This window comes from Vibrio sp. ArtGut-C1, assembly GCF_002105475.1.
GTDB lineage: Bacteria > Pseudomonadota > Gammaproteobacteria > Enterobacterales > Vibrionaceae > Vibrio > Vibrio diabolicus.
Genome location: NZ_NCTH01000027.1, coordinates 33,171 through 48,296, shown reverse-complemented (window position 1 = coordinate 48,296; position 15,126 = coordinate 33,171). Strand labels below are relative to the sequence as shown.

General features: G+C 46.3%; 13 protein-coding genes. 2 read left to right on the top strand and 11 right to left on the bottom strand.

The genetic code is table 11. The annotated features are described in order from the left end of the window. Nucleotides 1-46 precede the first annotated feature (46 nt). The 5 genes from B7360_RS19405 to B7360_RS19385 all read right to left on the bottom strand — a co-directional run bounded on the left by B7360_RS19405 (nucleotide 47) and on the right by B7360_RS19385 (nucleotide 4,771). Nucleotides 47-1,432 carry a lyase family protein gene (locus tag B7360_RS19405; RefSeq protein WP_085344389.1) on the bottom strand — a complete coding sequence of 462 codons (1,386 nt, stop codon included), beginning with the start codon at nucleotides 1,430-1,432 and terminating at the stop codon, nucleotides 47-49. Nucleotides 1,433-1,449: 17 nt separating this feature from the next. Beyond that, the gene (locus B7360_RS19400; protein WP_085344388.1) at nucleotides 1,450-1,827 is read right to left on the bottom strand and encodes a hypothetical protein; all 378 of its coding nucleotides are present in this window, start codon (nucleotides 1,825-1,827) and stop codon (nucleotides 1,450-1,452) included. Nucleotides 1,828-2,028: 201 nt separating this feature from the next. Next, entirely contained in the window at nucleotides 2,029-2,511 is a 483-nt protein-coding gene (locus tag B7360_RS19395) for a hypothetical protein (RefSeq protein ID WP_085344387.1), read from the bottom strand. 256 nt (nucleotides 2,512-2,767) lie between these two features. Further along, a complete protein-coding gene (locus B7360_RS19390; protein ID WP_005397550.1) occupies nucleotides 2,768-4,495 on the bottom strand; it encodes a sodium:solute symporter family protein in 1,728 nt (575 codons plus the stop codon). Between the two features lie 12 nt (nucleotides 4,496-4,507). Next, nucleotides 4,508-4,771 (bottom strand): DUF4212 domain-containing protein, encoded by a 264-nt coding sequence (locus B7360_RS19385; protein WP_005397548.1) that lies wholly within the window; start codon nucleotides 4,769-4,771, stop codon nucleotides 4,508-4,510. Between the two features lie 520 nt (nucleotides 4,772-5,291). On the opposite strand from B7360_RS19385, the gene B7360_RS19380 reads away from it, so the two are divergent. Further along, nucleotides 5,292-7,037 (top strand): potassium/proton antiporter, encoded by a 1,746-nt coding sequence (locus tag B7360_RS19380; RefSeq protein ID WP_047010251.1) that lies wholly within the window; start codon nucleotides 5,292-5,294, stop codon nucleotides 7,035-7,037. 2 nt (nucleotides 7,038-7,039) lie between these two features. Here B7360_RS19380 and B7360_RS19375 read toward each other — a convergent pair whose 3' ends face one another. The 4 genes from B7360_RS19375 to aspA form a co-directional block, all read right to left on the bottom strand. Then, nucleotides 7,040-7,669, bottom strand: coding sequence for a response regulator transcription factor (locus tag B7360_RS19375; RefSeq protein ID WP_005397542.1), 630 nt, complete (start codon nucleotides 7,667-7,669; stop codon nucleotides 7,040-7,042). A 194-nt stretch (nucleotides 7,670-7,863) separates the two neighbouring features. Beyond that, the gene (locus B7360_RS19370; protein ID WP_085344386.1) at nucleotides 7,864-9,675 is read right to left on the bottom strand and encodes a protein-disulfide reductase DsbD; all 1,812 of its coding nucleotides are present in this window, start codon (nucleotides 9,673-9,675) and stop codon (nucleotides 7,864-7,866) included. A 161-nt stretch (nucleotides 9,676-9,836) separates the two neighbouring features. Beyond that, nucleotides 9,837-11,144, bottom strand: a complete 1,308-nt coding sequence (locus tag B7360_RS19365) for an anaerobic C4-dicarboxylate transporter (RefSeq protein ID WP_005382378.1) — start codon at nucleotides 11,142-11,144, stop codon at nucleotides 9,837-9,839. 175 nt (nucleotides 11,145-11,319) lie between these two features. Then, nucleotides 11,320-12,771 (bottom strand): aspartate ammonia-lyase, encoded by a 1,452-nt coding sequence (gene aspA, locus B7360_RS19360; RefSeq protein ID WP_005397540.1) that lies wholly within the window; start codon nucleotides 12,769-12,771, stop codon nucleotides 11,320-11,322. A 430-nt stretch (nucleotides 12,772-13,201) separates the two neighbouring features. Here aspA and B7360_RS19355 point away from each other — a divergent pair, with 430 nt between their 5' ends. Beyond that, a complete protein-coding gene (locus tag B7360_RS19355; protein WP_053807754.1) occupies nucleotides 13,202-13,720 on the top strand; it encodes an FxsA family protein in 519 nt (172 codons plus the stop codon). Between the two features lie 69 nt (nucleotides 13,721-13,789). Here the strand turns inward: B7360_RS19355 and trmL are convergent, their stop codons facing one another. Then, nucleotides 13,790-14,269: a tRNA (uridine(34)/cytosine(34)/5-carboxymethylaminomethyluridine(34)-2'-O)-methyltransferase TrmL gene (gene trmL, locus B7360_RS19350; protein WP_005382381.1), complete on the bottom strand. Its 480-nt coding sequence runs from the start codon at nucleotides 14,267-14,269 to the stop codon at nucleotides 13,790-13,792. Between the two features lie 136 nt (nucleotides 14,270-14,405). Next, the gene (locus tag B7360_RS19345; protein WP_005397537.1) at nucleotides 14,406-15,014 is read right to left on the bottom strand and encodes a superoxide dismutase; all 609 of its coding nucleotides are present in this window, start codon (nucleotides 15,012-15,014) and stop codon (nucleotides 14,406-14,408) included. Nucleotides 15,015-15,126: the final 112 nt, after the last annotated feature.

Below are 15,126 nucleotides of genomic sequence, written 5' to 3'. Positions count from 1 at the left end.
CTCTTTGTTTGTAATCTTATTTTAGTTTGTAGGCTGAGTTTGCCGCTTATTCCGCAACACCACCTTGGGTGAGTTTTGCGGGATTAAGCAATCGTTCTAACGTGGCTCTATCTAAATCGGTTTCTTCTTCCGCGACATCAATAATCGCACGACCCTGCTTATAGGCTTTCTTCGCGATTTCTGCCGCTTTCAGGTAGCCAATGACCGGGTTGAGGGCCGTGACCAAAATTGGGTTTTTGGCGAGCGCTACATCCAAGTTATCTTGACGAACTTCGAATGTTGCAATGGCTTTATCGGCTAAAGCGGTTGCGCTGTTAGCGAGCAACTCGATGCTCTCCAATATATTATGAGCAATGACAGGTAGCATGACGTTTAGTTGGAAGTTACCTGCTTGGCCCGCGACGGTAATAGTGGTGTCATTACCAATGACTTGCGCTGATGCCATAGCTGCGGCTTCTGGGATCACAGGATTTACTTTGCCAGGCATGATGGAAGAACCCGGTTGCAAGCCTTGTAATTCAATCTCACCTAAACCAGCCAATGGGCCTGAGTTCATCCAGCGAAGATCGTTTGCGATCTTCATGATCGCAACTGCTGCTGTTTTGAGCTGTCCCGATAGGGCGACGATCGCATCTTGGCTGCTTAAATTGAAAAAGAAATTATCACTGGCTGTGAACTGAATACGAGTCGATTGTGTCAGGTTGCTAGCGAATAAGTCCGCAAAGCGTGGATCGGCATTGATCCCCGTTCCAACCGCCGTACCACCTTGGGCTAAGGCTTTTACCGCTGGCAGTGCTTGCTCAATCGCTTGCTTAGCACGGTCGATTTGGAACTGCCAACCGCCAAGCTCTTGAGCAAAGGTAATGGGCATCGCGTCCATTAAGTGAGTGCGCCCGGTTTTTACAACATCTTTCAGTGCTTGCTGCTTAGACTGTAGTGCTTGGCTGAGGTGTGACAGGGCCGGAAAGAGCTGTTTTTCAATGGCTAATGCTGCGCTAACTTGAATTGCGGTTGGCACCACATCGTTGCTGCTTTGTCCCATGTTGACGTGATCATTAGGACTGACGGTACCGCCTAGATGCTGGGAGGCCAGTGTTGCAATCACTTCATTCGCATTCATATTTGAGCTGGTGCCTGATCCGGTTTGAAATACGTCAATTGGGAACTGCTCAATATGATTGCCCTCGATAATCGCCTGAGCTGCGTCAGCAATCGCATTAGCGATATCACCTTCAAGCAGCCCCAATTGTGCGTTGGTGAGTGCCGCAGTCTGCTTGATGTGTGCCAACGCTTGGATGAAGCCAGATGGCATCTTATGTTGACTGAATGAGAAGTTATCGACGGCGCGCTGAGTTTGGGCTTGGTAGAGTGCATCTGCTGGGACTTTCACTTCGCCCATACTGTCAGTTTCTATGCGGAATTCGGTGCTCATGGTAGGGATCCTTTTGGTTAATCGAGTGAGATTTGAATCAGGCGTAATTGTTGTTGTAATGCGAGAAATTTCACGTCGCCTTGTTCAAACTGATAGTAATAGCGTTTGAGACAGAATAATGGCGTATGGATAGAATTGAGACAGACACGACGGAAGATGCGACTGCGAGTGGAGTCTTGAATTGCGTCTAGTAGATGGAAATAAACCTGACGCAAAAACAGCTCACACAACAATAGATTTTCTTCATCGGCACCGTGTTCATAGCAGGAAGACAACACCATTCCCCAATGAATATAGTCATGAATTACGTCTGGCTCAAAGCCGTGTGGTGCGGCGAGAAGGAATCTATCTTGTGCTTTAAAAAATGCGTTGAAGATGTCCCGTTTGTTGTCCATAACCACCTCTCGCTTAATGTAATGATAATTATTATCAATTAAGTGATGGGTTGGCAACCCTTTTTAGAGTAAGAGGTTGTTGAAGAAAGACTTACGGAAACAAAAGCCGACGTAAAATCGTCGGCAGAGAGGGAATTATTTAGTCCTGAGGTGACAATGAGGTATCGACGTTTTGGATATCGGTGTCTTTATCTGTGGCCATTACTCTGTAAATAAGGTTTCGTACTTCACAAACGCGGTTTGTGTTTCGCCGTAATAAAGTGTGCCTCCAGATTGAATGACGACTCTTAACCAACTTTCTGCGGATGCTGGTCTTGGTAAGGTAATGTACCAACTTTTTCCAGCCTGATCGGCGGGCTTCATATCAATCGGCTGAGCATTTTTCTCTTCGTCATTAACGATCGAAACTTTGACTCCTTCGAGTGGATAGGCGGCATTGAGTGACAATTCTAAGCCATTTTTCGTGAGCTGTTCTGAGCGAAACTTCACTTTAAAGTCGCCATTTTCCATGTCACACAGTCCACTGGTGTAACGACAGTTAGACTTACTCGCGAGTTTGTAAGTTTCCCCTTCTTGTGCCGCGTGGGGTTTCTCGCTGAGTGCCATATCGGTGCCGAAGTAGGCGATCAAAGAAAGAATCGGCGCAATCAGCAGAGCGATAATGAAGTGCTTGTTTTTGAACATAAAATACTAATTCCATCAATTATCTGTTCATTTTAACTGGCTAAAATCACTAATAACTTCGTTAATGATTTTGAAGGTAGAGCAACTAGCTTGCTGCAATCTTTGCCTTGTTCTAAACGATTGTTTCTGCGTTCCCCGAACGTATAACCAATGCCATTCGTGTGCTTCCTTGCTACGGCTCAGGGAATCTAATTATTAGAATAAGTTAGGTGAATAAAAAAGCCCCAAGTGGGGCTTTTGTGGCTTGCGTTAGATTTTAGTGGTCCACGGCATCGCCTGCACCAACAGGGACACGAACGTGTTCAACAAGATCTTTAACTTCTTGAGGTGTTTCCGCCGTAACTTTCGATACCGCGAATGCCACGATGAAGTTAAATAGGGCGCCGATAGCACCAAACGCGTTTGGCTCAATACCTAGGAACCAGTTGGTTCCCCAGCTTTCTAGATATTTCCAGTCAGCAACGAATAGGATGCCTTTGTGCTGGAATACGTAGAACAGTGTGATACTGATACCGGCAATCATACCGGCGATTGCGCCTTCTTTATTGATGCCTTTGCTGAAGATACCCATCATCAACGCAGGGAAGATGGATGATGCAGCAAGACCAAAGGCGAGCGCCACCGTACCAGCTGCAAAGCCTGGAGGATTCAATCCGAGATAGCCTGCGGCTGCGATTGCTACCGCCATCGAGATTCGGCTGGCAAGCAGCTCCTTCTTCTCGGATATGTTCGGATTTATAACCCCTTTAATTAAGTCATGGGAAATCGCCGACGAAATAGCGAGCAACAGACCCGCAGCTGTGGATAGTGCTGCAGCGAGACCACCAGCGGCAACGAGGGCAATGACCCAGTTTGGTAGCTTAGCGATTTCTGGGTTTGCTAGTACCATGATGTCACGGTCAACTCGCAATTCATTGGTGTCAGGGTTTGAGGTGTACTCGATCAGGCCATCGCCATTCTTATCATCAAAGCCTAATAGACCTGTTGTTTCCCAGTTTTTGAACCAATCAGGGCGCTCATCATACGCAAGGTGTTGGCCCGGAGCTGGGTTAACGGTATCCATTAGGTTTAGACGTGCCATTGCTGATACTGCTGGCGCCGTTGTGTATAGAATAGCGATGAACACAAGTGCCCAGCCTGCAGAAGTACGCGCATCACGCACCTTAGGTACTGTAAAGAAACGGATGATAACGTGTGGTAGACCTGCAGTACCGATCATCAATGACATGGTGTAAACGAACATGTTTAGTGTGCTACCGCGAACCTGTGTGGTGTATTCACTAAAGCCGAGTTCGGTCACCACTTGGTCGAGCCTATCGAGCAGATAAACATCGGTGCCTTGAATGGTACTACCGAGGCCAATCTGAGGTAGCGGGTTACCTGTAAGTTGCAGAGAGATAAAGATTGCAGGGATAGTGTAAGCAAGAATGAGTACGCAATATTGAGCAATCTGCGTGTATGTGATGCCTTTCATGCCGCCAAGTACGGCGTACATGAATACGATACACATACCAATCAGTAGGCCTGTTGAGTAATCAACTTCTAGGAAGCGACCGAAGGCAACGCCAACGCCTTTCATCTGGCCGATAACATAAGTGACCGATGCGATGATAAGACAGATAACCGCCACGATACGTGCCGTGTTCGAGTAGAAGCGTTCACCAACAAACTCTGGCACCGTAAACTTACCAAACTTACGTAGATAAGGGGCGAGTAGTAGCGCAAGCAGTACGTAACCGCCAGTCCAACCCATTAGGAATACGGAGCCGCCGTAACCCATAAAGGCAATTAGGCCCGCCATTGAGATGAACGATGCCGCCGACATCCAGTCAGCAGCGGTTGCCATACCGTTAGCGATTGGGTTTACCCCGCCACCTGCGACATAGAACTCTTTGGTTGACCCCGCACGCGCCCAGATCGCAATACCGATGTAGAGGACGAAGGTTGCACCAACAACTAAGTAGGTAATAGTTTTCAAATCCATCTGAGTTACTCCTTACTCATCTACGCCGAATTCACGGTCGATTTGGCGCATCTTCCATGCGTAATAGAAAATAATACCTAGGAAGGTGTAGATGGAGCCTTGCTGAGCAAACCAGAAACCAAGTTTGTATCCACCTAATTGAAATTGATTAAGTACGTCGACAAATAAAATGCCGCAGCCGAAAGACACTACGAACCAGATGACCATAAGGCCAATCATGAGCTTCACGTTTTTGTCCCAATAGGCTTTGGCTCTTTCTTCGCTTTCAAATGCCATTGCCGTCTCCTTACGATTGGTATTGTTGTTAAAAAAATGTTTCAACATGTACATTAGCAAGGTGTTGGCAAGAACTCTTTTCAACTTTAGTCGGGGTATAAAAAATAAAAAACTCCCGTGATATGGTCGCTTAGAGAGAAGTTAGGGTTATTTATTAATGTTAAAAAGCTGTTAAATTAGCCAAAGGTCTAAGGAGAGAAATGATAAAAAGCACGAATAAGAGACGTGATTAATTTTTTCTTCATTGATTTTAGCGCTCCTTAACAGAAACATTCTGCGTTCTTCTTTTTATCAATCAGTGAAAAAATTGGCGTGAAAAATTCACAAGTAATTTATTTACATAAAGTTTTCGTACCAAATCACCGTTTTAGCGCACAATAAAGTAATATAACTGAGTCATTCTCGTACAACCTCGCGCTTTGGGACGGTTTAAGGAGGAGGCAGATTAAGGCATTAACTTATTAACGAAGTCGCCTTAGCTCATCACAAGCATATCGTTTTTCATTAAGGGAGGGTGAGAATGGACGCAGACACCATTAACAGTTTTTTTCTTATAGGTGCGTTGTTAATCGCACTTAGCGTTCTTTTAAGCCCAGTTTCCTCTAAGTTGGGAATCCCAATTCTTTTGGTATTTTTAGCCGTTGGAATGCTGGCGGGGGAAGACGGTTTAGGCGGTATTTTATTTGATAATTTTTCGATCGCTTACTTGGTCAGTAACCTCGCATTAGCCATCATTTTGCTCGATGGTGGTATGAGAACACGGGTTGCCAGCTTTAGGGTGGCGTTATGGCCTTCGGTGTCCTTGGCAACGTTTGGGGTTGCGATCACCACTATTTTGACCGGGCTGATGGCAACGTGGTTATTCGACTTAGACTTGCTGCAAGGTATATTAGTTGGTGCGATTGTCGGCTCCACTGATGCCGCCGCGGTTTTTTCTCTACTCAAAGGTCGTAGTCTTAACGAACGTGTTGGCTCAACGCTAGAAATTGAATCTGGCACCAATGACCCTATGGCGGTGTTTCTGACTGTTACTCTGATTGCTATTTTAGCGAACCCAGATGCAGATTTGAGTGTGGGCTTTTTGGCGCTCAGTTTTCTTAAGCAGTTTGGTATTGGTGCTTTACTCGGTTTTGCTGGTGGCTGGATTTTGTGGAAGGTCATCAATCGTAATCAACTGCCGGATGGCTTATATTCGATTTTAACCGTCAGTGGTGGCTTGCTGATTTTCGCTTTATCTAATGCATTAGGTGGCAGCGGTATTCTGTCAATTTATCTGGTTGGTTTACTGTTAGGTAATCGTCCAACACGTAGCCGCCATTCCATTCTTCATGTTCTAGATGGCATGACGTGGCTAGCTCAAATCGGTATGTTCCTCGTGCTTGGTTTATTGGTTACGCCTTCCAACTTGCTTTCTATTGCGTTGCCTGGTTTGGCGTTGGCCTTTGGGATGATTTTATTTGCCCGTCCAATCTCGGTTTGGATCGGTTTACTGCCATTCAAGAGTTTCACACCACGTGAAAAGTGGTTTGTTTCTTGGGTGGGCTTGCGCGGTGCTGTCCCAATCATTCTCGCGGTATTTCCAATGATGGCAGGATTGCCAGATGCGCAGTTGTACTTCAATTTGGCGTTTTTCGTGGTAATGGTCTCTTTGATTGTGCAAGGTGGTACATTGACTAAAGCGATGTCTCTGGCGAAGGTAGAGCTGCCTTCTAAACCTGAGCCAATTTCACGAACTGGTGTGGAGATTTACCCTACCAGTGAGTGGGAGCTGTTTATCTATAAACTTAAAGCGGATAAATGGTGTATTGGTGAACCATTGCGTAGTCTTTCGATGCCGGATGGAACGCGCATCGCCGCAGTATTTCGCAATAAGGCGTTATTGCATCCGTCAGGCAGCACGCGCCTCGAAGAAGACGATACCTTGTGTGTGTTGGCGCAAGAAAAGGATTTGGATGCTCTGAGCTTGCTATTCAGTGAAGCGCCTGAGAAAGCGTCATTGGCACGATTCTTTGGTGATTTCTTCCTAGATATTGAAGTGAACCTTGCCGATATTGCGATGATGTATGGCCTGAACTTGGGCGATGAGTCACTCGATAAAAGCTTGAGAAACCTTGTAGAAGAACAATTGGGGAGTACACCAGTGTTAGGGGACCAATTCGAGTGGCAAGGCTTGCAATGGATCATTGCCGATGTCGTTGACCAACAAGTCACCAAAGTAGGTATCCGGTTGCCAAGCGAGCAAAGCCTGCTCGCTGACGAGGAGTGAACCTAGTCGTTCATCTCCGTTAGCATGATGACGGCTTGTGTGCGGTTTTTTACGCCGAGCTTGCGGAAAATCGCCGTCATGTGCGCTTTGATGGTGGCTTCTGAAACATTCAATTCGTAGGCGATTTGCTTGTTCAGTAAGCCATCTGACAACATCCCCAACACCTTATATTGCTGTGGCGTTAGCGCGGCAATCTTCTCCGCTAAGTCATTACATGCCGCGTTATTGGTGATCAGCCCTTCAGGAAAATACGGGTCGCCATTGAGCACTTGATTGAGCGCATTCACCAATTCGCGCATATCGCTCGATTTCGGAATAAAACCAAACGCACCATGGCTTTTCACTTGTGTCACGATCGCTGGCTCTTCACTAGCCGAGACGACGACGATTGGTAAGTCTGGGTGTTCTGCTCGCAAGTGAATCAAGCCAGACATACCATTTGCTCCTGGCATTTTGAGATCCAATAGCACCAAATCTGGCTCTTCTTCTCGCTCTAACAAAGCCAGTAGTGCGTCGAGTGAGTCCGCTTCCAGCAAATTTGCCCCACTGATTGCCATGTGGATAGATTGAAACAAGGCATTACGGAAGAGTGGGTGATCATCTGCAATGATGATGGTGTAGGTCGAATCCATGACGTTAAACACTTTTGACTATTTCGTTAAATTTATTATTGTCCAGCTTTGAGAGAGTGGACAATATTTATTCGCTAAAAGTCTGAACCAAATCGACTTTTATTAGGAAAATTGCATATAAGCGCAATTTTCTCATTCAAATCTGGGTAATAAAAAACGCCAGTGGTCATCACTGGCGTTTGAATATCTGGTGATCAGAATTGTTGGATGTGCTCTAAGAAAGGCTCGGCTTGCATAAAACCGGTTAAACGCGCGTTTGAAACGTGTTTGCCATTCGCATCCCAGAACTCGATGGTTGGCAAGCCAAGCACGTTCATGTGTTTGAGTAATTCAATATCTTGCACTTGGTTCTTGGTTACATCAGCTTGCAGAAGAACAAAGTCTTTTAGCTTGGCTTCGACGCTTGGATCATGGAAGGTGTACTTCTCAAACTCTTTACACGCCACACACCAGTCAGCGTAGAAGTCGAGCATCACAGGTTTGCCCGCTGTTTTGGCTAGCGCTAGTTGTTCTTCCAACTCTGCAACATTGGCAATGCGTGTAAAGCTTACGGAAGTTTGTTGAGCTTGCGTTGCGTTATTACCAAACCAGTAATTTAATACTGGCTGTGCTGACGCGAGCAAACCCAATACGGCGATGATGCCAACGGCGCTTTGTTTCCAGCCACCAAACTCCAAGCTGTTTTTCACATGATACAGCCAACCAAAGGCAGCGATGCCCAGTGTTGACCACAGAATTGTTGACCACATTTCTGGCATGATGCGTTCCAACAAGAAGATAGGCGCAGCAAGCAGAATAAAGCCGAACAGCGTTTTCACGCGGTCCATCCAACCGCCGGCTTTTGGTAGCAACTTGTTGCCAAATACCGCTACAAGGATCAACGGAATACCCATGCCCATCGCCAGCGCGTAAAGGGCGACCCCACCGGTGAGTAAGTCGCCACTTTGTGCGACGTAAAGCAGCGCACCAGAGAGTGGGGCGGTAGTACACGGAGAACAAACCAAGCCAGATATTGCCCCCATTGCAAATACACCTGCACTGCTACCACCTTGCTGCTTGTTACTTAAGTTATTCAGCCACGTTTGCACGCTGCTTGGTAACTGCAATGAGTACAGACCAAACATCGACATAGCTAATGCAATGAACAGTACACTCAAACCAATCAGCACATAAGGGTGTTGCATCGCCGCTTGGAACTGCATGCCCGCAGACGCCACTACAAGGCCGAGCAGTGTGTAAGTCAGCGCCATGCCTTGTACGTAAACAAATGACAAACCAAGCGCACGACGTTGGCTCAGTTTGCCGCTACCAAGCACGATGCTGGTCAAAATTGGGTACATCGGCAGCACACAAGGGGTAAATGCTAGACCCACACCAAGTGCCAAAAACAACAGCGGCGTCCACCACTTGCCGGCTAGATTCGCGGCTAAGCTATCTTGCTCACTGACTGGTACTGAAGTGGTGGTTGGTTTTGTTGCTGGCTGTGCTTGTTCTGTCGCCGGTGCCTTGGCAGTCGGTGCTACGGTGTCGGAATTGGATGAAGAAAACGCGCTGATTGGAATCTCACGTGTTTCTGGTGGGTAGCAGAAGCCCGCTTTCGCACAGCCTTGATATTGCACAAGGACGCGCGCGCCCTCTTGCCAATTACTCAGTGGGATATTGACAAATAGTGGTGTGGTATAGATATGCACATCACCAAAGAATTCATCTTTATGTGGCGTGCCGTTTTCCATTTGCAGTTCGCCCAGTGAGATGTTCTCACCAGACACAGATAAACGCTCTTGATACAGGTAATAACCATCGCGTACCTGCCAATCGAGCATCAATTTGTCGTCTTGCTGGTAGAAATTAAACGGAAATGCCTGATCGACCGGAACAAAGCTGTCGCTGCTGCTACCAAAACTGTTGTTCTGGCTATTGGTAAACTGGTCTTTGCCAAATAAAGCTAAAGACGGAGTGGAAAAGGTAATGAACCCTAAGAGTAAAACGGAAAGTAATGCGCGCATAAAAGAGTCAATTCATCTTAGATAATTGCCGTTAGTGTAACTCAATCAGACCCGGAGGCGAGTCAATAAGTTTCATGAAAATGAAGATTTATTGAGCATAATTCAAGACGACAGGCAATAAAAAAGGGAGCCGAAGCTCCCCGAGTAAGACTCTGTTTCCACTAGATCAGTAGACCACCGAATGCGAAGCCAAGGGCTACCGCAGAAGCGATGGTTACCACACCAGGTACAAAGAATGGGTGGTTGAATACGTACTTACCGATACGAGTTGAACCCGTGTCGTCCATCTCAACCGCTGCTAGAAGCGTTGGGTAAGTTGGCAGTACGAATAGCGCACTTACTGCTGCGAAAGATGCAACTGCGGTAAGTGGTGCCACACCGATTGCTAGTGCTGCTGGCATCAGCGCAACCGTGGTTGCACCTTGCGAGTAAAGCAGCATTGAAGCGAAGAATAGAACAAGTGCTAGCATCCATGGGTAGTCTGCTAGTAGTGCTCCAGCGACTTCTTTGATGCCGTCAACGTGCGCGTTAACGAACGTAGAACCTAACCATGCCACACCAAGAACACACACACACGCTGTCATACCAGAGCGGAATGTTGCTGCGGCTGGAATTTTGCCAGCGTCGATTTTACAGCTCATTACGATAGCTGCCGCGGCTGCTAGCATTACCGTCATGATAGCTTCGTTACGACCTAGAGCAGGGTTCTCGATAAGGCCAACAGAGCCAGAAATTGCTGCTGCGTAACACACTACGAATGCGATTGCGCCTAGGAAGATGAACGTCGCTTTCTTCGCTGTTGGTAGGATTTCGCGTTTTGCTTCTGTATTTAGCTTGATTAAGCCTTTTTCTAGACGCTCTTGGTATTCAGCATCGTCTTTTAGCTCACAGCCCATGAAGTTCGCCACGAACGCACCGATCATGCACGCTATGAACGTGGTTGGGATACAGATTGCTAGTAGTGTTAGGTAGTCAACGCCAAATGGGTGCAGCATTGCCGCAAACGCTACAACAGCCGCTGAGATTGGCGAGGCAGTGATCGCGATTTGCGATGCGACAACCGCAATAGACAGAGGACGAGAAGGGCGCACACCTTGACCTTTCGCGACTTCTGCAATTACTGGCAAAGTAGAGAATGCCGTGTGGCCAGTACCCGCCATTAATGTCATTAGGTAAGTTACGATAGGCGCATAAAAGGTGATGCGCTCAGGATGCTTGCGCAAAAAGTTTTCAGCAACTTGCACCATCCAGTCTAAACCACCAGCCACTTGCATTGCTGCGATGGCCGTGATGACAGACATGATGATCAAAATTACGTCAACGGGAATGTAAGCTTGGCTTGTTGGTACGCCCAAGATCAAAGACAACGCAATGACCCCAGCACCACCGGCAAAACCAATGCCGATACCGCCGATTCTAGCCCCCAAATAGATGAAGAGCAGAACCACGAAGAGTTCGACCATGACCATATTGATACCTCTTTAGTTTTTATTTGATTCTGATTTTTTGAACACTCAGGAACAGGAGTAAATGCTCAGAGAATTAGAACCCAGTGGCCTAATGGCAATAAAAGCATATAAAAAATGTGGTTAACCGTATGAGAGCCTAAAAAAGGGGCCTGAGTGGCCCCCTTCGAATTAGTTATTACTCGTAGCGTTTCGCTTTGTAAGTTGGATGCATGAAGTTTTCTACTGACAAGATTTCATCAAGCTCTTCTGCGGTTAGCAGACCGCGCTCTAGCACAACTTCGCGAACACTCTTACCGGTTTCCGCACAAATCTTACCTACGATGTCACCTTCGTGGTGGCCGATGTATGGGTTTAGGTAAGTGACGATACCGATTGAGTTGTAAACGTAGTTTTCACAAGTCTCTTTATTGACTGTGATGCCGTCGATACATTTATCACGTAGGTTCACACACGCATTGTGTAGTAGAGAGATAGACTCAAACATGCTTTGTGCGATAACTGGTTCCATTACGTTTAGCTGTAGCTGACCGCCTTCTGCTGCGAAAGAAACCGTGTTGTCGTTACCTAGAACTTTGAAGCAAACTTGGTTTACTACTTCTGGGATAACTGGGTTTACTTTTGCTGGCATGATTGAAGAACCTGCTTGCATTTCAGGTAGGTTCAATTCATTTAGACCAGCGCGTGGGCCAGAAGAAAGTAGACGAAGGTCGTTACAGATCTTCGATAGTTTCACCGCTAGACGTTTTAGTGCACTGTGCGTCATTACGTATGCGCCACAGTCAGAAGTCGCTTCGATAAGGTCTTCTGCCGCAACAACGTCAAGACCTGTTACTTCCGCTAGGTGTTTTACTGCAAGAGCTTGGTAGCCAGTCGGTGTATTTAGACCTGTACCGATTGCGGTTGCGCCTAGGTTGATTTCTAGGAGTAGTTTAGAGGTGTAATCTAGAGCACGAATCTCTTCGTTTAGTGTTACTGCCCAAGCGTGGAACTCTTGACCTACAGTCATTGGTACCGCGTCTTGTAGCTGAGTACGACCCATTTTCAGTACATCTTTAAACTCAATTGCTTTAAGTTCGAATGCGCCTTTTAGGTACTCAATTGCTTCCATTAGTTTGTGTACGCTGTTGTAAACCGCGATACGGAAACCCGTTGGGTACGCACAGTTGGTTGATTGGCTCTTGTTTACGTGGTCATTTGGGTTAACAAATTCGTATTGACCTTTCTCTTTACCCATTAGCTCAAGCGCAACGTTTGCGATCACTTCGTTCGTGTTCATGTTCACTGAAGTGCCCGCACCACCTTGGAATACGTCTGATGGGAACTGATCCATGCACTTGCCAGTTTCTAGGATCAAATCACACGCTTCGATGATGTAGTTTGCAACGTCTTTTGGAATCGCACCAAGTTCTTTGTTTGCCAACGCCGCTGCTTTTTTGGTCATTACCATACCGCGTACAAATTCTGGTACGTCAGAGATGGTCATATTAGAGATGTTGAAGTTCTCGATCGCACGTAGCGTATGAATACCGTAGTACGCATCTGCAGGGACATGACGTTGACCTAATAGATCTTCTTCAATACGAGTGGCTGGGTTTGCTGTTTTTGGAGCATCAGATAGGGTAGCCATAGCAGGATCCTTAGATGATAATTCTGATAATAAAGTTATTTATTAGCCATTTCTGCAATCTAGAATCCATTCATCAGAATTTTTGGCTGGAAAATCCGTCCTGACTTATGTGGCACATGATACTGCACCTAGCGCATAAAAATAGTAACTAGATCACCTTTTTCGTTTTTCATGAGTCAATAATTTGCAAAGTATGAACGGGTTATTAATAACCCTTTATGGGTACTCGATTTTCCTCGACAAACATGGGTTTTTAGAGTTCGAAATTAGCACTTTAAAAGCACGAAAAAATCGGTATGCAATTGAATGAAACACTCCACTACCACTTTTTCTGCGTAGGAAGAGACCAGTATGAACACGCTTTTTTACAACGATTCGTTTGAGCTTAGTCCGCTTTTACCATTACACTGAATTAAACAAAGGAGGGCGTGTGTTTCCTATCTTATTATTGGCGTTTATTTTTGTCCCGATCATTGAAATCGGCTTATTTATTCAGGTGGGCGGCTTTTTAGGTTTGTGGCCGACTATTGCATTAGTATTAATCACGGCATTTGTCGGTGCATCGTTGGTGCGCAGCCAAGGCATCCAAACTTTGATGTCGGTGCAGGGGCGTCTGGAACAAGGTGAAATTCCAGCCCAGCAAATTTTTGAAGGCGTAATGCTAGCGGTGGCTGGCGTGCTGCTGTTAACACCGGGCTTTATGACCGATGCTCTTGGTATGCTGGTGTTGCTTCCTGCGCCACGCGCCGCGATTGCCAAATACTTGATGAGTAAAATGGTGGTGAAAACCATGCATGGTGGTGGCTTCCAAGGTGGTTTCTCTAACCAAGGGCCATTTGAGCAAGACCCGTTCCGCCGTGACCCATTTAATTCCCAGTCAGACGATGGTAATACCTTTGAAGGGGAATACGAGCGTAAAGACGATGATGATCGCAACAAGCTCAACTGATTGAGTCAGAGAGTAAAGAAAACAAAAGGGCGCACGAGCGCCCTTTTTTGTGTTTGGAATTCGTGGGGCTTACAACGCGCCTTCAAACCCCATTTGACGCCATGCTTCAAAAGCAATGATCGCAACGGCGTTCGAAAGGTTTAGGCTGCGCGCATCTGGCATCATTGGAATGCGGATACGCTGCTCCATTGGCAAGCTATCGATGATTTCAGCAGGCAAGCCACGAGTTTCTGGACCAAACATCAATACGTCACCTGCTTGGTATTGTGCATCAACGTGGTGACCTGTGGTTTTGGTGGTGCAGGCAAACAATCGGTAGTTACCTTGTTTCTCTTTCTCTAAATATTCTAAGAATGCTTGATAGTTCTTATGACGCGTTACGCGAGCTAAATCATGGTAATCCAAACCAGCGCGGCGGACTTTCTTCTCTTCAAGATCGAAACCCAGAGGTTCAATTAAGTGAAGGTTTGCACCGCAGTTGGCACAAAGTCGAATGATGTTGCCGGTGTTCGGCGCGATTTCTGGTTCGTATAAAGCGATATCAAACATGGTATTGAAATAGAGTTGGTCAAATAGAGGGGCAGTATATACCCAAGTCAGCAAGATATGCGAGATTCAGCAAGATTGACCTGGGTATGAAAGCAGTCATTAGCGCGGACGCTAATACCGTAACTATCGATGCTCTTTATAATAGAGCGTGAGCGTAATTTTCTTCAACCGCTCGCCAATTAACGACGTTCCACCATGCATCAATGTATTCTGGGCGACGGTTTTGGTAGCTGATGTAATACGCATGCTCCCACACGTCAAGAGCGAGAATTGGCTCGCCGCGTACATCCACTACGTCCATCAGAGGGTTGTCTTGATTGCTGGTGGACGTAATGTGAATCTCACCATCTTTTACGATCAACCATGCAAAGCCAGAACCAAAGGTATTAATCGCGGCTTGGGCAAACGCTTCTTTAAATTGCGCAAAGCTACCAAATTTATCGTTAATTGCCTGAGCAAGTGCGCCTTGAGGCTCACCGCCACCGTTTGGAGACATGCAATTCCAATAAATGATGTGGTTGTAGTAGCCGCCGCCATTATTACGCACTGCAGGGCTGAGCTTAGAGATATTGTCAAAGATCTCGTCTAATGACTGAGTTTCGAGCTCGCTCCCTTCAACGGCACTTACGAACTTATCGAAATAAGTCTTGTGATGTTTGCTGTAATGCACTTCCATGGTTTTCGCGTCGATGTACGGCTCTAGTGAATCGTACGGGTAAGGCAGAGCGGGAAATGTATGTGACATAGTAAATCCTCCTTAATTGGAAAATTCACTTTAATGCTAACGATAATTATTATCAACTTTGATCTTTGTAAGGGTATTCGAAGGCGTTCCCACCCAATTTCTAAAGTGAAGA